Below are 18,467 nucleotides of genomic sequence, written 5' to 3'. Positions count from 1 at the left end.
TTATAATACAATAAATAACCTTCTTATTAATAAAACAACCAATCGACGGATGCCGTAAAATCATCATCCATTAAACCTACATTACGAAATTCGATGTCGGATTGCGTGAAACCTAATATCAAACATATTCCTTTGCCGAGTGAGACCATATGCCTTCCGGCAGGAAAAGAATAGGCATGTATATTAACTGCCGGTTGGTTTTCAATCGCCAACGCGTTCATCAATACAGGTTCGGCTTGACCATATTGATTGGCCGAAGCATTCGTTTCCAATACAGGCGCCATTGCATACCCCTTTTGATCCGTACGGAAATAGCCTACCAACAGTTTTACCGAATCGTGCGTTTCAAATTCGATCACCGTTCCTTTCTTTTTTTGAAATTCGGCTTCAAGCTTCAACACCTTCATGTTTTTCAGCTCCGGAGCAATTTCCTTTAATTGCGAGTCTATTCCCGGAATCACGTGTCGACCTTTCACCAAAGGCTTCCATTCTGCATTGGGTGTCATCAAGATTACTTCAGCAGGAACAAGTGGGGAAATTGTTTCGATGCCCTTTTCGTTTCCGCCTGTTTTCAGTATCCGGAGATTCTTTTTAAAATTTTTGAATTCATGTTCGTAAAGCGGAAAAAGCTCCTTCCAGGTTTTATATTTTCCGTCATCTCCGCCAATAGGAATTCGCCGTTGAGCCGTTTGCATGCTGTTGGCATACAGATAGGTATCTCTGGTCAACGAAACCAATTTCCTATAATGTTTCAAACTCTCTTCCATAAAGGGAATAGCTGCTTCCAGATCGTCAATGTTGTTGCTGTATTGATAATCGAGCACACGTTCCGCTGCCCGTACTTTTGCACCAAAAAAATACGCAAATTCACGATAACAATGGACATCATTCTTTAATCGCGAAAATTCATCCTTGTTTTTCGTGACTTTTTTTTCTGTTTTCTCAATTGCAGTAACAGCTTTATCGCCATGTTCCTTTGCTTGAGCCACAATATCCAATGGTAACTCGCCTACATGCGGCTCTTTTTTCCATTTTTTTTCCACATATTCGATCAGTTTTTCTCCTTCCGGACCACACGATTCGTAAAATCCGGGATAGATTTTGTATTTATACGGATTAACCAATTGACTCATGAACATTCCCAAAAGAAACGTCTGGCGATTACCTTCGGTAATAGCAAAACGACGGGTTAATTTCGGAGAAATCTCTCCGGTCTGTTCATATGCCTCCAGAATATGTACAGCATCCTTCCCACAGCCGTAAAAATCACCCAATTGCTTTATCCAATATGCTTCTTCCTCATCCGCCGGACGATCGGCTTTCCATGCGTAACGACCCCAGCTTTTATACCATATCCAATCCCTGTCTATCTGCAACAACCGTTCTCCGTTAGGCAACTTGTCGGCGGTATACGGCCAGTCCCAATACGATGCCTGGGGATATAAATGCAACCCGTTGGCACCATGAACACGATGCATGGCCTGTACACTTTTCCGGATAAAATCGGGAGAACCATAACGAAAAGGTTCCAGATTAGCCAGTATATGCACATTATCGATATGTACCGATCCCAATGCACTCAGGTCACGATGAATCTCAGACCATGGGCCTCGTGGTTCATAGGTCGTCAACGATTCGCCGTTGTATTTATGCATGGTGTACAAGTTCTTGTAAAGGGGAAGCGCTTTCTCCATCACCATTTTACAATCCGTATCGTGAGCACGAAGAATAATGGGCGGCTCATCCGTACGCCCTAAAGCTTGCAATCCGTCTTTTACCCCAGGGATAATCGTTTCCGTAAACCATCTGACATCGTCTTCATAAGTAGCCATTGCTTCTCCCAGACAAACAAGTAATCCAACATTCGGATATTTCCGGATAAAGGCACTTATCGATTTTCGGGTATAATCGGATATCAGGGGCGTAATCGGTCGGTTTCTATCCTGCGTTTTTATGCCGTAATGTTCCGCAAAGGGTTTAGAGACTATGATATTGTAAAACATCTGAATCACCCATATCCCCCTTTTGCCGGCTTCTTCTGTAAGAAAAGCAAACATCTCTTCGTTTTTCTTAAAGGTCTCTTCGTCGACTTCCACCGCAAAAGGATAATCTTCCAACTTCACCAGCGAGGCAAACGGATGTCCGTTCCACAAATACAGCGTATTCATGCGATTCTCCACCAACATATCCAGATACCTGATCCAGAGATTTTTATCATAAAACCATGGAAAATTTTCGGGGGTATAAGGATATTCATATACTCCTCTTCCCGGCAACAAATAGGGTTTTTGAAGCCCGACGCATGCTCCTCTCAAAACCATTTCGGGTACATCCCTTATTTCTTCCGGAAAAGTATTCTTCTCTTTTAACCAATCGGCCAATTCATAGCAGCCGTACAATGCTCCTGATGGGTCTCCTCCACACAAAAGCGTCACATTTTTTTTAGTGGTAATATAAAATCCTTCTTTCCCAATCTCTTCGGGAATAGTTATGTCGTATTTCTTACAAAAATCTTTCATCAAAAGGGAATCCCTTTCTTCAAGGACAATTACCATTTTCCCTTTATCGGGCAAATGGCCGAAATCGAATGCTTTTTCCGAAAAACGGTAATCTTTTTCAAGCAGCGATTTTTTTAAATATTCAACACCAAACTGCAATTGTTGAGACGAACCGGGTAAAGTCACAACGGTGAGCAATTCCTTTTCACAGGAAACAAAAATTAAGAGTGACAAGAGAAAAAAAGCATTTCGTATTTTGTTCATAAACTTTTACCTTACTATTTTTGACTTTTGATACCTTGATAATGAAAAAACACGCATGATGTTTCAATACTTGGTGCCAATAACAATCAACGCAATTACATAAAAGACGATAAAAATAGCAATATGTACTCAAAGCGAATATTGCAGCATAGGTAATAAACAAATACTGCCAATTTATTTACCCCTTTCTCAACAACAGCACCATTGTAGTCGAATCTGCGATTTACAAAATGAACGGGAAAATCGGCAAAATTTGGAAGAATTGTTGTATTTTTGTGGAAAAAGTTGAATTATAAATCTTTATAAAGAAAAAGAAATGGGGAAAGTATTGATTATCGGTGCCGGAGGCGTGGGAAGAGTAGTTGCCAACAAAGTTGCCCAAAACAACGACGTATTTACGGAAATCATACTGGCAAGCCGCACCAAGAGCAAATGTGACGATATTGCCGAAGATGTTAAACGTCGTACCGGGGTCAGCATCCAAACGGCACAGGTGGATGCCGACAGTGTTCCGGAACTGGTAAAACTGTTTGATGAATTCAAACCGGAAATAGTGATCAACGTTGCATTGCCTTATCAGGATTTGACCATCATGGATGCGTGTCTCGAATGTGGCGTAAATTACCTGGACACGGCCAATTATGAACCGAAAGACGAAGCCCATTTCGAATACAGCTGGCAATGGGCTTATAAGGATAAATTTCGCGAAGCAGGCTTAACCGCTATTCTGGGGTGTGGTTTCGATCCCGGCGTAACCAACGTGTTTACGGCATATGCAGCAAAACACCATTTCGACGAAATTCACTATCTCGACATCGTGGATTGCAATGCGGGCGATCATCATAAACCTTTTGCCACAAACTTCAATCCCGAAATCAACATTCGGGAAGTGACCCAAAAAGGCAAATATTACGAAAATGGCCAATGGATCGAAACCGAGCCTCACGAAATTCATAAACCACTGACCTATCCCGAAATCGGGCCCAAAGAATCGTATGTGATTTACCACGAAGAACTCGAATCGCTGGTAAAAAACTTTCCTTCCCTGCAACGTGCACGTTTCTGGATGACGTTCAGCGAGGAATACCTCACTCACCTGCGGGTAATTCAAAATATCGGAATGGCACGTATAGACGAAGTGGAATTTAACGGTCAGAAAATCGTTCCCATTCAGTTTTTAAAAGCGGTTCTTCCCAACCCGGGAGAACTGGGCGAAAACTATACCGGTCAAACATCCATCGGATGCCGTATCCGCGGAATAAAAGATGGCAAAGAACGCACCTATTATATCTACAACAATTGCAGCCATGAGGCGGCATACCGCGAAACGGGAGCGCAAGGGGTAAGTTATACTACCGGTGTACCGGCAACTATTGGTGCCATGCTGTTCCTGCAAGGCATCTGGAAAAAACCGGGTGTTTTCAATGTGGAAGAATTTAATCCCGATCCGTTTATGGATCAACTCAACAAACAGGGACTTCCCTGGCACGAACTCTTCGATATCGATTTGGAAGTGTAAGACAAAATACAGGAAAATAAACAGGAGCGAGCATGACTGCACCAAGTCCGTACCAAGGCTGCACCATCCTCGCTCCAACGCTGCTCCAAGATTTTGCTTTTTTTACTGCAAATACAGAGGTGGTTTTTACAATAAATCTACAGAATCCGACTTTTTTGTCCCTGCCTTGATGCAAGCATGAAGCGGACGTGATACCTCTATACTGCAATAACCGGGATACATTATTAGAAAGCCTAAGTTAGCTATTCCTGACTTAGACGAATAGGAATTTTACTATCCTGGAAAACTTCAATTTCATTTTCCAACGTTTTATACGAAATGAGTTCCACTTTCAACCGATGTTTACCCGGTACAACATTCGTAAGAATGTAGTTCCCATCCAAATCGGAATACACTTTTTGATTGTCGATATAAACGGCAGCACCCGCCAACGTTTCGTTTCTCTCTTCATCAATCACATTTCCGCTGATTTTCACCACAGCTTGTTCTTCTGTTTTTTCAGCGGTTTTGGCATTCTTCCCGTTATTTTCGTTCTCGGCATAGGCTGAAACCGAAAGAACGAACGCCATAAAAAATAGCAGCATAGTTTTCATCATTCAACTTATTATTAATTGTTAAACCTTTTTTCGATCACAAAGATGGGGGATTCTTGTTACGGAACGACTACGTTTTGGTTAAGATTTTATGAATTTTTCAGTTCTGAAATGCCTGCGAGACGCGTGATTCAGAATCTTTTTTCATCAACCAACTTCCCATTCTCGTCCCACATGCGCCAAACGCCGGTTTTTTTCCCTTCGTGATAATGCATTTCATAACGCAATGTGCCCAGTTCGTCCCAAATTCGCCACGTTCCGTTTTTTTGGCCGTTTTTATATTCCGCTTCAGAAATCAGTTGTCCGGAAACATCGTATGTACGCCACAAACCGTGCAATTTCCCTTCATCGTAAGAACGAATTTCTTTTGGCCTTCGATTTTCAAAATAAACCACATAAGTTCCTTCAGGGACCCCGTTTCTGATTTGCATTTCCAAACGTACCGTTCCATTATCGTAATATTCCCTGTAATCTCCATTATAGAGTTCCGTCTGTTGTTTATCTGTGTAATAAAAGCCGTTGCTGTAATAAATTTTCTGCTGTTCTTGGATCCGGACACCGTTTTGTGCCTGAATCTCAAAGATACTCGCAATAATAAACAAGAGCACAAATCCGATATCCTTCATCCCTTTAAATTCAATATTCTATTCATTTTATTCATAAACACCATGCCATTCCCTTAGGTTATATCATGCATGACAAAAATTTCCACAATTTCATTAAAACTTGGAATAGTCTGTCCAAGAAAAAATTGAAGTGGGACAACCCGAATTGTTGCCTCCGATACTGATTGTCGCATTATTTGCTCCCGGCTTGGCATCAGTTCCCGTAATAGGGGTGCTCAATTGACTTGTTAAGCTAATGCTGGTTGCGCCATTGGCATCACCTGCTCCATCGGTACAGTCGACCAAATCCTGAACAGTACCCGTCCCTTTTACCAATGCATTGGTAATGGTTGCAGTAGCACCTCGGCGTATCTTGATTACATCCTGCATAATGGCGTTTGAATTGGTGCTTGCGAGTAATTTAAGATCGATGGTCATATTGGTAATTTGGAAATTGGATTGATTCACATCATCCGGCGTTTTCCCGTCGAGGTTTCCATCAGCTTCTACGCCTCGTGGATCACTCTCAGTACTTGTATAGCCTGTTTCCCAGATACCGTAACAATTTTCAATTCCACCGGAATAGCCCTGTGTCATGTCAAACATGTCGTCATCCGGATTTACAACCAATAAATTCTTTACGTGAACTGCACCACCAAAAAATTCGATCCCGTCGTCGGCACTTTCCAAAATATAAATATTTTCGACTATTGTCCCACTGCCCACGCCGTTCAATGTAAGCCCATTATGTTCGATCTCAGCACTCGAACGTGCACCACAATATTCCAACCTGACATAAGTAAGTTCGCCTGAGCTATCCTCATCATTGTTGCCTCCGTAAAGATAGGCAGAGTTAATTTCGGTTGTCCCTGTGGCAGTCTTACCGGCAACGCCGGAAATTTTGGCTTTCCCGTTAATGACTAATCCTCCCCAGTAACCTGAACCGGCATTGGAAACATCAGCAGTCATCACAATGGGTTTTTCAGCTGTTCCTTTTGCAAAGATCTTGCCACCCTGCAATACCAAAATATAGTTACTAAAGCCTTTTTGTGACTTAATCACTGTTCCGGCGGGAATATTCAACACGCCGCCTTCTTCAACAATCAACGTTCCGGTTAATTTGTATTCCACAGAAGGATCTAATGTGCGCGTTCCTGAAATAGATCCTGATAACTCATTATCTACCACAGAAGACGGTTCATCACTATCGCTGCTACAAGAAACTAAGCCAAAGAAGGCTACAAAAGCAACGAAAAATGCGATACGTAAAAAAATTTTTTTCATCTTGATAAAATTTAATTGATAAAAAAACAAATTCATAATCAATAGTTTAAATTATATTGTTTCAAAAATCGTATGTCAGCCCTAAACTCAGATCAACGCCTTTCTTATATTCGCTTAAAATCACGTTTCCTCCGCCATTATTGCCGTGGCGTGTTAATCTGTAGGCCGGATTCAATATATTACCGGCTTTCAATTTGAACTCAAAATTCCGATTAAATCGGGTTGAAGACACAAAATCCAAGGTAAGGATTCCCTGTTCCACAATATCCTGAAATCCGGTAGTACCAATGGTATATATTCTGTCACTAAAAAACCCACATACCAACGAATTGGTAAACACCTTGTTGCGATAAACATACGTATGGGAAATATCCCCATTCAAAAGAAAAGGAGCCGCTCCTTCGAGTTTGGAATTCTTTTCGGGCGTATTTTCAACATTCGTTACTTTCAGATGGGAATAAATATAGGAAGCATTGAGTCCGATTGATAATCGATTTGTCTTTTCGACAGCGGTACTTACTCTGTTAAATATATTTTTTCTCATTTCCATTTCGATACCTCCAACCATTGCATAGTCGCTTATATTTTTGTAGGTAAGATAACCTCCGGCATTATTGGCTTCAATACGCAGAATCGGATTGTGGATATACTTGTAAAAACCTGCAAAGGAGATCAGTTCGGAAGGACTGAAATAGTAGTCCCACTTGAGATCGACATGGTAATTGTCCGATGGTTTTAAATCGGGATTACCCTGACTCTTGAAGTTTATACCGATGTATTTGTAAGGCGATATTTCTTTAGATTGTGGTAAAGTATACGTTTTACTTATCCCTAAACGAAGAATTTGCTTATCGCTAAAATCGTATTTCAAATTCAACATCGGAAGGAAATATGACTTATCAATTTTTGCTTGACCGCGAGTTCCGCCACGATCGACATTGTAAGCCACCAAGAGATAAACATCGTCAAATCTCAGCCCAAGATTTCCCGTGAAGAACGGTGAAAACTGATAGGTTACTTCGGCATAAGCTGCATGCATATTTTTCGTAACTTCATACCGATCGATATTTCTGTCCAAACTAAATAAGCCGTTGGTAAGATTCTGCTGATTATACAGCTCATCAAGATGAATAGCATCCAACGAAACGGCTTCATCTCTAATAGCGGTCATGTCGTATTCGACAGCTTCAAAATCATCCCCGACAAACCGCCCGTTGTAACCCACTTTCAACATTGACGCATCATTGGCAAACTTAGAAGAGAATTTATATATTAATCCTACTTTTGTATTTATATCGTTCTCTTTCAATGTCGAAAAATATCGCTGTTGATTCCCTGTACCGGCCAATAATTCATAAGTAGTTTCTGTCTTTCGATACAAATTGTTTAATCGTCTGTCCGGCTCTATTCCCTTAACATTGTTATACGAAATCCCGGCATCTATGGTGAGGACATCGGTAAGTTTACTGTTTGCCATTAACTGATTTGTAATGAGCAAATTGTCGTTCGACTGCTGTCTTCTGAGATATCCCTGCGAATCGTAAATACCTCCTGACTGATATTTATCGGTATAAATACCCAAATAATTCCCAACATATTGATCATTGTCGTGCACCAGCATGAAGTTATAGGTCAATTGATGTTTTTTGGCGAGTTCAAGATTCATATTGGCAAGCATAAGCTGATTGATGTTTTGCGATGATTTGTTACCTCCCATATCCTGATAAACAACTCCCGTTGACGTGGTATTCCTTATCGTTTCATCGGTATAGGAGTAATCCGAGCTATGAACCGCTGTCACAAAAAACGAAAATGGATTGTGATTGTCCCCCAACATAAATCTTTTGCCTCCTGCGAAGCCATAACTATGATTCAGTGGTGACGTGAGCGAAGAAGGATCAAGGCTATTGGAAAAATCATAAACCTGTAAATTTGTCGAAGGCTGTTTTTTATTAGCTATTCCGAAATAATTCACACCGTCTTGTTTTAGAAAACCAGAGCCGATGGTTTTGGTATTAATGCCTCCCGAAATATCAAAAGAAAACGCTCCATCGTTTATCAACTCTTTGGTGGATATGTCGATAATCGCACCGCCGACATCGGCATAATTACCTCCTGTGAAAACCTTATTCACTTCGATGTTTTGAATAATATCCTTCCCGAAAAAATCGAGAGATATGTTTTTGTATTCAGGATCTTCAGATGGAACAGGGAAACCGTTGAGTGTAGTAAAATTATATCGGTCACCCAAACCACGTATAAAAACATTCTTTACCCCCTCTTGTTTCGATATTCCGGATATGGCAGTAACTGCTGCTTCTGCGTTTCCCAAACCTTTGCGCGATAGCTCTCTTGCACCCACAGCCTGAGTAGCAACCAACGCCTTTCTTTGTTCCAGCAATAAGATATTCTCGCTTTCCCGGTTGACTTTTGCCACCACTTCCACTTCACTCAGCGCATATTCGTCCGGAAGCAATGCAAAATCTACAATCGTTTCCCGATTTTGTTCGATAATTACATCGGATTTAATTTGGGGCCGGTATGCTACATACGATGCCTTTAGCCTCACCTTTCCTACACGCACATTACGAATAACAAAGTTGCCATCCAGATCGGATGCTGTACCATTTGTAGTACCTTCGACAAGAATCGAAGCGCCTATCAGCGGTTCATTCGTTTTGGAATCGATAATTTTCCCTTTAATGATTCCGGTTTGAGCAAAAATGTCTGTCACACTAATAAAACATAATACAAGGACAGATAATTTCGATAATGCTGACTTTCTCTTAACCATTCAATCTTTTTTTATGCTGCAAAGCTCTATTTTTATTGTTACAAACCCATTAAGAAAAAATTACATTATCGTTAAGTTTTATACACCAATTAAAATGTTTCTCACACGCCAACATATCAATCCTAAATACAACGTTATGCTAAAACATCGAGGATTGTAATTCAATAGATGATGCCTATTTTATTCATTGTTAAAAATAACACTGCACTTTGTATAAAAAACAGCCCTGTTCGTCGATACATCTTTCCCCTTTGTCCTTTTCATTTGTTCGCGACTTTTTCTCAAATTATTTTTGCTGAAAAATAAATACTAAAAAAGATGGAAAGAGACAAAAGTAAAAACAGGATACGAAAATATATTTTGTTCTTATCCCTAACCCTCAATGCAGGAATGCTATTTTCTCAACAAAATTTGCTTCCGCAACAATGGGATTTGCAAACGTGTATCGACTATGCACTGGCAAACAACATTCAGGTGAAACAGGCAGTTGCAGGAAAAGAAAGCAGCAAGGTAGATACCAAACTGGCACGAGCAGCTTTACTACCTTTTTTATCGGCATCGATCAATCAGAATCTGAGCAATTATCCTTTTCCAACGGACAACTCCTCATCTTCTTCAGCAACAGGGAATTATGGCATAAATGCATCATGGCAAATATTCGATGGAGGAGCTCGTACAAACAACATCAAGCAAGCAGATATAAACAATGAGATCGCCCAATTGAACATCGAGGAAAGCAAAAACAACATCAAACTATCCATTATCCAAAACTATCTGCAAATTCTCTATGCCGATGAAGTGGTGAAAACTTGCGAAAATGCAGTGGAGTTGAGTGCTGAGCAGTTGGAGAGCAATAAGGAGAAATTGCAAACCGGTACCGTAACTAAAAGCGATGTGGCACAATGGGAATCTCAACATGCATCGGACTTATACCAATTAACTAATGCCAAAGTCACATTGGAAAACTACAAGCTTCAACTCAAACAACTTTTAGAGTTGGATACGCTGGAGACCATGGATATTGTCATTATCGAACCCGAAGAAGAAGAAGTTTTAACGCTGCTTCCCAATAAAAATTTCATTTACCAAACAGCCATGAATGTGATGCCGCAAATCAAAAGCAGTAAACTGGAAACAGAGTATTCCGAATTGGGAATTGCTAAAGCCAAAGCAGGTTATCTGCCCAAAATAAGCCTTCAAGCAGGAGCCGTGACAGGTAACATATATAATCATTCAACATACGATTTCGGTACACAGTTGAAGAATAATTGGAACAACACGATCGGAATTTCCGTAAACATCCCCATTTTTTCGAATCGTGAAGTGAAAAGTGCAGTAGAAAAAGCGCAAATAAATGTGGAAACATCTAAACTGAATGGGTTGAGCATCCAAAAAGAGCTGTATGCCAACATCGAAACGGCTTATCTGAACGCCATCAATGCCCAATCGCAATATATGGCCGCCAAAGAAAAAGTGAAAAGCAGCAGGGAAAGCTATAATGTGTTGGACGAACAATTTAGATTGGGACTTCGAAATACCATCGAATTATTAACAGAAAAAAATACGTTGATCAACGCTCAACATGAGTTGCTTCAAGCAAAATACATGGCTTTGTTGAGCCGAAAAGTATTGGATTACTATCAAGGTTTGATATGAAATATGAAACACGAAACAAATACAACTCTATGAAAATCAATTTAAATAAACAGAGTAAAATCATTTTGCTGGGAGCAGGTGCAGCCCTCCTCGTGATGTTGGGAATATCATCCTGCAAAAAGAACAAAAAAACGGAAGAAAAATGGATTACTGCTACAGTAACTAAAGAGAGCATCTCTAACATTGTCACTTGCACAGGCACACTCGAACCGATTACCGAAGTTGAGGTGGGTACCCAAGTCAGCGGAAGGATTGAAACCATTTATGTGGATTATAATAGCGAAGTTAAAAAAGGAGATTTACTGGCCGAAATCGATCAAACCGTACTTTCTGCCAATCTTTCATCGGCAGAAAGTTCACTGGCATCGGCAAAAAGCCAAATGGAACTTCAAAAGAAAAACTACGAACGTTATAAAACACTGTATGAGAAGCAATTGGTCAGTACAGCTGATTTCGAATCGGTGCAATACAATTACGAAAAAGCAACGAACGACTATAACGAAAGCCTCAATAATTATCGAATAGCACATACTAACCTAAGTTATGCAAAAATCTATTCTCCAATAGATGGCGTAGTACTAAGTCGTGAAGTTGAAGAAGGACAAACAGTAGCAGCAAGTTTCTCCACTCCTACCCTTTTCATCATTGCAAACGATCTGACCAAAATGCGTGTCATTGCCGATGTAGATGAAGCCGATATAGGAAATGTGATGAAAGGGCAGCGTGTTACTTTCACGGTTGATGCTTATCCCGATCAAGAATTTCAAGGAGAAATTACCGAGGTGAGACAATCTGCCACTATCACCAACAACGTGGTAACATATGAAGTGGTAATTAATGCCCCTAACCCCGATTTGAAGTTGAAACCCGGATTGACGGCCACGGTTTCTATTTATACTCTGGAGAAAAATGAAGTATTAACCATTCCTTCTGAGGCTCTTACGTTTGCTCCTGAAAACGCTTCACAAATAAATATTCAAAACGAAAATAAGCGTACAGTTTGGGTAGTAAAGGAAGATACGATTATTCCAAAAGAAATTGAAATCGGAAATCAATCCGGCACACTCACAGAAGTCGTTTCCGGTCTTTCGGAAGGTGAAAAAGTGGTCATCGGATCAACTTCCGGAATTACTCCTCAACATATGGATACAACAGAGAACGCTCAAAATGACAGTCCATTCATGCCCAAACCGCCTGCAAGACGTGGAAACGGTGGTGGATCAAGATAAAAAACAAACAATGGAGAAAAGAAAAATCATCGAACTTACAAACATTAAACGTAATTTTGAAGTCGGAACCGAAATCGTTCATGCATTAAAAGGCATTTCGTTTTCGATTGAAGAGGGACAGTTTGTAACCATCATGGGAAAATCGGGTAGCGGAAAAAGTACGTTACTCAATATCTTGGGTTGCCTGGATACACCCACTTCAGGAACTTATCTGCTGGACGGTTCGTTGGTACAATCCATGAACAAAGATCAACGGGCAAGGGTGAGGAACCGCAAAATCGGATTTGTTTTCCAGAATTACAACTTGCTGCCAAATACTACGGCAATCGAAAATGTAGAGCTACCTTTAATGTATAACCCTGAGGTATCAACTTCGGAACGGCAAAAAAGAGCCATCGAAGCATTGAAGGTCGTTGAGTTGGGAGACCGACTATATCACAAAAGTAACCAAATGAGTGGTGGGCAAATGCAACGTGTAGCAATTGCCAGGGCGCTGGTAAATAATCCTGCCGTTATTCTTGCCGATGAAGCCACGGGAAACTTGGATACCAGGACATCGTACAGTATTCTCAAACTGTTTCAAGAGCTTCATAGGGAAGGCAAGACCATCGTTTTTGTAACGCACAACAATGAAATTGCCTCGTTTAGCGAACGAAATATTGTGTTACGCGATGGAAAAATTATAAGTGACACCTATAACCAAACTATCCTTTCAGCAGCCGAAGCGTTGGAACGATTACCAAAAGAGGAAAATGAAGAGGAGGAAGTAATATGAATTTGTCCAATTTGTTTAGAATTGCGTGGCGTGCATTGAAAAAAAATAAAATGAGGGCTTTTCTTACGATGTTAGGAATTATCATCGGGGTAGCCTCTGTGATCGCTATGCTAGCCATTGGAGAAGGGTCGAAACGAAGCATCGAAAAACAAATTTCGGAAATGGGCGCTAATATGATCATGATTATGCCGTACGATAATAAAGCCGTGGGCGGCATACGCATGAGTGCTTCAAACGTACAAACACTTAAAATCAAGGATTGTGAAGATATCCGTAATAAGGCTCAATATGTAAAAGACGTTTCGCCTTATGTAAGCAGCAGTGGCCAATTTATCTATCAAAACAACAATTATCCTGCAAGCATTTCCGGTGTGGCTCCGTCGTATCTTGAAATTCGTCAATTAAAAATAAAATCGGGCCACATGTTTACCGATTCTGATGTGAAAAGGTATAATAAAGTATGTGTTATCGGTAAAACCATTGCAGACAATCTGTTTACTAAAGGCGAAGATCCGGTGGGAAAAATCATTCGTTTCAATTCCATACCTTTTCAGGTCATTGGCGTATTGGAAAGCAAAGGTTACAATTCGATGGGAATGGATCAGGATGAAATTGTGCTGGCTCCCTATACTGCTGTACAGAAACGCATTCTGGCCATTGATTATTTGCATGGTATTTTTTGCTCTGCCGAAAGTGAAGATCTGGCACCAAAAGCAGTAGAAAGCATCACTCAAATATTAGCTAACAACCATAATATTGACAATCCGGACGATTACGATTTCGAAATCCGTTCTCAGGAAGAATTAAGTGAGATGCTGACATCCACATCCGATATGATGACCATCCTGTTGGCATGTGTGGCAGGCATAAGTTTGCTTGTGGGCGGCATTGGAATAATGAATATCATGTATGTTTCGGTAACTGAACGAATCAAGGAAATTGGATTGCGCATGAGCGTGGGTGCCCGAGAAAAAGACATCTTGATGCAATTTCTCATCGAATCCATTCTTATCAGCATAACGGGCGGATTGATAGGGGTAATATTCGGGTTCTTCTCCTCCTATGGCGTAAAATTCTTTGCCGGATGGCCGGTCTTTATCGAGCCGTGGAGTGTGGCCCTTTCGTTTGTTGTATGCTCTGCAATCGGAATCTTTTTTGGCTGGTATCCTGCCAGAAAAGCAGCAGGACTAGATCCCATTGAGGCACTTCGGTACGAATAAAATCAACCAGCGAATAAATAAAAAAAAAAACGGGAAAATGAATTCGTTTACAGCAACAATGAAAAGACAAAACACAATTTCTACAGAACGCAAGGATAATGTGTTTGTTCATATCCTGGGTTGGTGCTTTGTTTTCGGTTTACCTGCCTATTTTGCACATCGGGGCGGATTTTTCAATTGGCAAGATTTCTTTTCCTTCCTCCCGATACCGATTTCCTTCATGATTACCTTTTATGCCAACTATTTTTATCTTACCGAACAGCTGTTGTTTAAACGTAAAATTACCGAGTTCATCCTCATAAACATCGGATTAATTATAGGAATCGCTTTAATGTTGCATCTCTGGCATGAAATGGAGCAATCGTTAATGATCACAAAAAAATTTCCTCCCCCCGGTGAAAACAAATTACCTAAAATTGCATTCATTATCCGTGATATATCCTCACTTACCATTGTGGCAATATTAAGCATCGCCATCAAAATCACCTTGCGTTTGTCGCAAATGCAAACAAAGCAAAAAGAGATGGAAAAAGCTATGACGGAAGCCGAACTTAAAAATCTGAAGAATCAAATCAATCCTCATTTTCTGCTTAACACGCTGAATAATATTTATGCGCTCTCACAGTTTGATCCGCCAAAATCATCGTCTGCTATTCTGGAGCTGAGCGAATTGCTCCGATATGTATTGTATGACAATGATAAAACATATGTTCCACTGCGCGAAGAAGTCGATTTTATCCGGAACTACATCGGATTGATGCATTTAAGGCTGACGGATAATGTGAAAGTTTACACAACTTTCGATATTTCAGAAAAAAGCAATACAATGGTTGCCCCTTTAATTTATATTTCGCTTATAGAAAATGCCTTTAAACACGGAGTAAGCAATGATGAACCTTCTATAATCGAATTCAACCTGTCGGAAAAAGAAAACGGCGAAATTTATTTTCTTTGCAGAAATACGTGTTTCCCTAAAACCAACTCCGACAAAAGTGGAAGCGGAATCGGATTACAACAGGTTAAAAAACGACTCGATCTGCTTTATCACGGACGTTATTTGTGGCATACCGAAATAGAAGACAATTTCTATACTACAATACTGATCATTAACACTTTAAACACTGAAAACGATGACGCTTAACTGTTGGATAGTGGACGATGAACCATTGGCTTTGAGCCTGTTGGAATCTTACGTAAACAACACACCTTTTCTAAAGTTGACCGGGAAATTTTCATCAGCAAAAGCGGCTATGAAAGAAATGGAAAATCAAACACCGGATGTCATATTTCTGGATATCCAAATGCCTTATATAAACGGATTGGAATTTGCCCAAATTATTAACGAAAGCACAAAAATCATCTTTACCACAGCCTTTAAAGACTATGCCATTGACGGATATAAAGTAAATGCTATCGATTATTTATTGAAACCATTTTCATATGCCAATTTTTTAACTGCCGCCAAAAAAGCACTTACTTGGCATGAAACCGTGCAACCGAAAGACAACTCCATGTCGAAAAAAGAAGACGCGGTGGAAGGTATCTTCGTAAAAGCCGACTACAAAATTATCCATGTGCTGTTTGAAGACATAATCTATGTGGAAGGACTGAAAAATTATATTAAAATTTTTACGGAAAAACGTCCTAAGCCCATCATCACACTCATGACAATGGTAAATATGGAGAAGGCTCTTCCTGCAGACTACTTCATCCGGATTCATCGTTCTTTTATCGTAAAGAAAAACAAAATAGGAAGCATCAACAAAAATCGTTTGACAGTTAACGGAAAAGAAATTCCCATAGGAAAAACATACAGGCAGAATTTTATGAAAGAAATTGAAAATGCAAATAACCGATTTGTATCGCAAAAAAACAAACCTCAAAATCACACATCGAGAGACCGGTAATGTTAAATATTATTTATTCAATAAATTGCGACTTTTTATACACCCTCTTTTTTCCTATTTTTGTGATCGATAAAATCCACTTCAATGGAAATACATCCTATAAAACCCAAAAGTCTGGTTGACATTAACGATTACGACAAAGAAGATATTTTGCGCATCCTTAATAATACTGCTAAATTCAAAGCCAATCCCAATCGGGATTTTTTAAAAGGAAAAGTATGTGCAACGCTCTTCTTCGAACCTTCCACACGTACACGTCTGAGTTTCGAAACAGCAATCAATCGCCTCCATGGAAGAGTTATCGGTTTCTCCGACACAGCCACCAGCAGTCTGACCAAGGGCGAAACATTGAAAGATACCATAATGATAGTCAGCAATTATGCCGATCTGATCATCATGCGACATTATTTGGAAGGATCGGCACGATATGCTTCAGAAATCTCGCCCGTTCCCATTATCAATGCAGGTGACGGTTCCAATCAGCATCCTACTCAAACGTTGCTTGATTTGTTTTCCATTTACGAAACACAGGAAACGCTGGAAAATCTTACCATCACTATTGTAGGTGATCTCAAATATGGTCGTGCAGTTCATTCGTTAATTGAGGGGTTGTCTTTCTTCCATCCAACCTTCAATTTTGTAGCTCCGGAAGAGCTTAAAATCCCTGAAAAGTATAAAACATTTTGCGATAAAAAAGGCATTCGATACAATGAATTTTCGGATTTCTCCTCCGAAGCCATCAACAGTGCCGATATTCTGTACATGACACGCGTACAGCGTGAACGTTTTACCGATCTTATGGAATACGAAAAGGTAAAAAATGTGTATGTGCTCTATAACGATATGCTGAAAGATTCAAAAGACAACTTAAAAGTGTTGCATCCGCTTCCACGAGTCAAAGAGATTGATCAGGATGTGGACGATAACCCTAAAGCATATTATTTCCAACAAGCAAGAAACGGCATGTTTACACGCCAAGCCGTAATTTGTGATTTGATGGGGATCGAGGTGGTATAATACACAGAAAAAAGTTTAAATAAAAAACATATGAGAAAAGAATTGCAAGTAGCTGCTCTGGAAAATGGTACGGCCATTGATCACATTCCGCCACAAGCTTTATTTAAAGTGGTATCGTTATTACAGTTGCAACAACTCAATAATCGGATTACTATCGGAAATAATCTTAGGAGCAGTAAAATAGGGAAAAAAGGCATTATTAAGGTTGCCGACAAATTTTTTAAAGAAGACGAAATCAACCGAATCGCCTTAATTGCTCCCAACGTAACACTTAATATCATAAAAGATTTTGAAGTAATCGAAAAGAAAAAAGTGACCTTACCGGACGAAATCATCGGAATCGTAAAATGCAATAATCCGAAGTGCATTAGTAACAACGAACCGATGAAAACCCGTTTTCATATTGTCGATAAAGAGAAAGTTGAACTGCAATGCCACTATTGTGAAATAAAAATCAAAAAAGAGGACATCATTCTGAAATGAAACAGGATTGGAAACCGGGTACAATGATTTATCCGCTTCCGGCAGTGATGATCAGTTGCGGAAGTACTCCCGAAGAATACAACATAATCACCGTAAGCTGGGTGGGAACCATTTGCAGCAATCCACCCATGTGCTATATATCTATACGCCCCGAAAGGTTCTCACACGATATCATCAAACGAAACAAAGAATACGTGATTAATCTAACAACGGAGGAGTTGGCAAAAGCTACTGACTGGTGCGGTGTTCGTTCGGGGAAGAATTACAATAAATTCAAAGAAATGCAACTCACACCGGGTAAAGCCACTATAGTGAATGCTCCAATTATTGAAGAAGCCCCGCTATCGATTGAATGTCGGGTGAAAGAAATTATCCCATTGGGGTCGCACGACATGTTTATATCTGAGGTGGTCAACATTAAAGCCGATGAGAAATATTTTGACCCTAAAACCGAAAAATTTGATCTGGAACGTACTAAACCACTTATTTACGTACATGGCAATTATTACGGCTTAGGACGACTTATCGGCAAATTCGGATGGAGTGTCCAAAAAAAGAAGAAAACAAAAAAGTAAACACGAACAAGTTATCCGATTAAAATAAATTTCGTTACATCAATCTGT

Annotated in this window: 15 protein-coding genes; 10 read left to right on the top strand and 5 right to left on the bottom strand. The window is 40.0% G+C overall.

From position 1 onward, the window contains the following. Nucleotides 1-26: 26 nt before the first annotated feature. The gene (locus OLM34_RS09145; RefSeq protein ID WP_413777215.1) at nt 27-2,762 is read right to left on the bottom strand and encodes an alpha-d-galacturonidase; all 2,736 of its coding nucleotides are present in this window, start codon (nt 2,760-2,762) and stop codon (nt 27-29) included. A gap of 316 nt (nt 2,763-3,078) precedes the next feature. Between OLM34_RS09145 and OLM34_RS09140 the strand changes: the two genes are divergently transcribed. After that, complete coding sequence (locus OLM34_RS09140) at nt 3,079-4,281, top strand: saccharopine dehydrogenase family protein (protein WP_264406799.1); 1,203 nt, start codon at nt 3,079-3,081, stop codon at nt 4,279-4,281. Between the two features lie 242 nt (nt 4,282-4,523). On the opposite strand, the gene OLM34_RS09135 is transcribed toward OLM34_RS09140, so the two are convergent. From OLM34_RS09135 to OLM34_RS09120, 4 genes are all read right to left on the bottom strand, one after another. Further along, nucleotides 4,524-4,877 carry a carboxypeptidase-like regulatory domain-containing protein gene (locus OLM34_RS09135; RefSeq protein WP_264406798.1) on the bottom strand — a complete coding sequence of 118 codons (354 nt, stop codon included), beginning with the start codon at nt 4,875-4,877 and terminating at the stop codon, nt 4,524-4,526. Nucleotides 4,878-5,005: 128 nt separating this feature from the next. Further along, nucleotides 5,006-5,500 carry a toxin-antitoxin system YwqK family antitoxin gene (locus tag OLM34_RS09130; RefSeq protein WP_264406797.1) on the bottom strand — a complete coding sequence of 165 codons (495 nt, stop codon included), beginning with the start codon at nt 5,498-5,500 and terminating at the stop codon, nt 5,006-5,008. A gap of 93 nt (nt 5,501-5,593) precedes the next feature. Next, nucleotides 5,594-6,763, bottom strand: a complete 1,170-nt coding sequence (locus tag OLM34_RS09125) for a hypothetical protein (protein ID WP_264406796.1) — start codon at nt 6,761-6,763, stop codon at nt 5,594-5,596. Nucleotides 6,764-6,824: 61 nt separating this feature from the next. After that, complete coding sequence (locus OLM34_RS09120; protein WP_264406795.1) at nt 6,825-9,557, bottom strand: TonB-dependent receptor; 2,733 nt, start codon at nt 9,555-9,557, stop codon at nt 6,825-6,827. Nucleotides 9,558-9,875: 318 nt separating this feature from the next. On the opposite strand from OLM34_RS09120, the gene OLM34_RS09115 reads away from it, so the two are divergent. The 9 genes from OLM34_RS09115 (at nt 9,876) to OLM34_RS09075 (ending at nt 18,419) form a co-directional block, all read left to right on the top strand. After that, complete coding sequence (locus tag OLM34_RS09115; RefSeq protein ID WP_264406794.1) at nt 9,876-11,213, top strand: TolC family protein; 1,338 nt, start codon at nt 9,876-9,878, stop codon at nt 11,211-11,213. 29 nt (nt 11,214-11,242) lie between these two features. After that, on the top strand, nt 11,243-12,442 hold the full coding sequence (locus OLM34_RS09110) for an efflux RND transporter periplasmic adaptor subunit (RefSeq protein WP_264406792.1): 1,200 nt from the start codon (nt 11,243-11,245) through the stop codon (nt 12,440-12,442). A gap of 10 nt (nt 12,443-12,452) precedes the next feature. Next, the gene (locus tag OLM34_RS09105; protein WP_264406791.1) at nt 12,453-13,217 is read left to right on the top strand and encodes an ABC transporter ATP-binding protein; all 765 of its coding nucleotides are present in this window, start codon (nt 12,453-12,455) and stop codon (nt 13,215-13,217) included. Further along, nucleotides 13,214-14,437: an ABC transporter permease gene (locus OLM34_RS09100; RefSeq protein WP_264406789.1), complete on the top strand. Its 1,224-nt coding sequence runs from the start codon at nt 13,214-13,216 to the stop codon at nt 14,435-14,437. The genes OLM34_RS09105 and OLM34_RS09100 overlap by 4 nt, the downstream gene beginning before the upstream one ends. 37 nt (nt 14,438-14,474) lie before the next feature. Continuing rightward, on the top strand, nt 14,475-15,578 hold the full coding sequence (locus OLM34_RS09095) for a sensor histidine kinase (protein ID WP_264406788.1): 1,104 nt from the start codon (nt 14,475-14,477) through the stop codon (nt 15,576-15,578). Next, nucleotides 15,568-16,344 carry a LytR/AlgR family response regulator transcription factor gene (locus OLM34_RS09090; RefSeq protein ID WP_264406787.1) on the top strand — a complete coding sequence of 259 codons (777 nt, stop codon included), beginning with the start codon at nt 15,568-15,570 and terminating at the stop codon, nt 16,342-16,344. The genes OLM34_RS09095 and OLM34_RS09090 overlap by 11 nt, the downstream gene beginning before the upstream one ends. A gap of 99 nt (nt 16,345-16,443) precedes the next feature. Beyond that, on the top strand, nt 16,444-17,361 hold the full coding sequence (gene pyrB, locus OLM34_RS09085) for an aspartate carbamoyltransferase (protein WP_264406824.1): 918 nt from the start codon (nt 16,444-16,446) through the stop codon (nt 17,359-17,361). Between the two features lie 30 nt (nt 17,362-17,391). After that, nucleotides 17,392-17,844: an aspartate carbamoyltransferase regulatory subunit gene (gene pyrI / locus OLM34_RS09080; RefSeq protein ID WP_264406785.1), complete on the top strand. Its 453-nt coding sequence runs from the start codon at nt 17,392-17,394 to the stop codon at nt 17,842-17,844. Further along, nucleotides 17,841-18,419: a flavin reductase family protein gene (locus tag OLM34_RS09075; RefSeq protein ID WP_264406784.1), complete on the top strand. Its 579-nt coding sequence runs from the start codon at nt 17,841-17,843 to the stop codon at nt 18,417-18,419. The genes pyrI and OLM34_RS09075 overlap by 4 nt, the downstream gene beginning before the upstream one ends. Nucleotides 18,420-18,467: the final 48 nt, after the last annotated feature.

It is taken from the genome of Anaerorudis cellulosivorans (genome assembly GCF_025943985.1).
GTDB classification, from domain to species: Bacteria; Bacteroidota; Bacteroidia; order Bacteroidales; family Dysgonomonadaceae; genus Anaerorudis; species Anaerorudis cellulosivorans.
This window is presented reverse-complemented; position numbering and strand designations above follow the sequence as displayed.

Excerpts from the sequence above, each read along its gene's own strand:
- OLM34_RS09145 (WP_413777215.1), bottom strand. The coding sequence starts at position 2,762 with ATGAACAAAATACGAAATGCTTTTTTTCTCTTGTCACTCTTAATTTTT.
- OLM34_RS09140 (WP_264406799.1), top strand. The coding sequence starts at position 3,079 with ATGGGGAAAGTATTGATTATCGGTGCCGGAGGCGTGGGAAGAGTAGTT.
- OLM34_RS09135 (WP_264406798.1), bottom strand. The coding sequence starts at position 4,877 with ATGATGAAAACTATGCTGCTATTTTTTATGGCGTTCGTTCTTTCGGTT.
- OLM34_RS09130 (WP_264406797.1), bottom strand. The coding sequence starts at position 5,500 with ATGAAGGATATCGGATTTGTGCTCTTGTTTATTATTGCGAGTATCTTT.
- OLM34_RS09125 (WP_264406796.1), bottom strand. The coding sequence starts at position 6,763 with ATGAAAAAAATTTTTTTACGTATCGCATTTTTCGTTGCTTTTGTAGCC.
- OLM34_RS09120 (WP_264406795.1), bottom strand. The coding sequence starts at position 9,557 with ATGGTTAAGAGAAAGTCAGCATTATCGAAATTATCTGTCCTTGTATTA.
- OLM34_RS09115 (WP_264406794.1), top strand. The coding sequence starts at position 9,876 with ATGGAAAGAGACAAAAGTAAAAACAGGATACGAAAATATATTTTGTTC.
- OLM34_RS09110 (WP_264406792.1), top strand. The coding sequence starts at position 11,243 with ATGAAAATCAATTTAAATAAACAGAGTAAAATCATTTTGCTGGGAGCA.
- OLM34_RS09105 (WP_264406791.1), top strand. The coding sequence starts at position 12,453 with ATGGAGAAAAGAAAAATCATCGAACTTACAAACATTAAACGTAATTTT.
- OLM34_RS09100 (WP_264406789.1), top strand. The coding sequence starts at position 13,214 with ATGAATTTGTCCAATTTGTTTAGAATTGCGTGGCGTGCATTGAAAAAA.
- OLM34_RS09095 (WP_264406788.1), top strand. The coding sequence starts at position 14,475 with ATGAATTCGTTTACAGCAACAATGAAAAGACAAAACACAATTTCTACA.
- OLM34_RS09090 (WP_264406787.1), top strand. The coding sequence starts at position 15,568 with ATGACGCTTAACTGTTGGATAGTGGACGATGAACCATTGGCTTTGAGC.
- pyrI (WP_264406785.1), top strand. The coding sequence starts at position 17,392 with ATGAGAAAAGAATTGCAAGTAGCTGCTCTGGAAAATGGTACGGCCATT.
- OLM34_RS09075 (WP_264406784.1), top strand. The coding sequence starts at position 17,841 with ATGAAACAGGATTGGAAACCGGGTACAATGATTTATCCGCTTCCGGCA.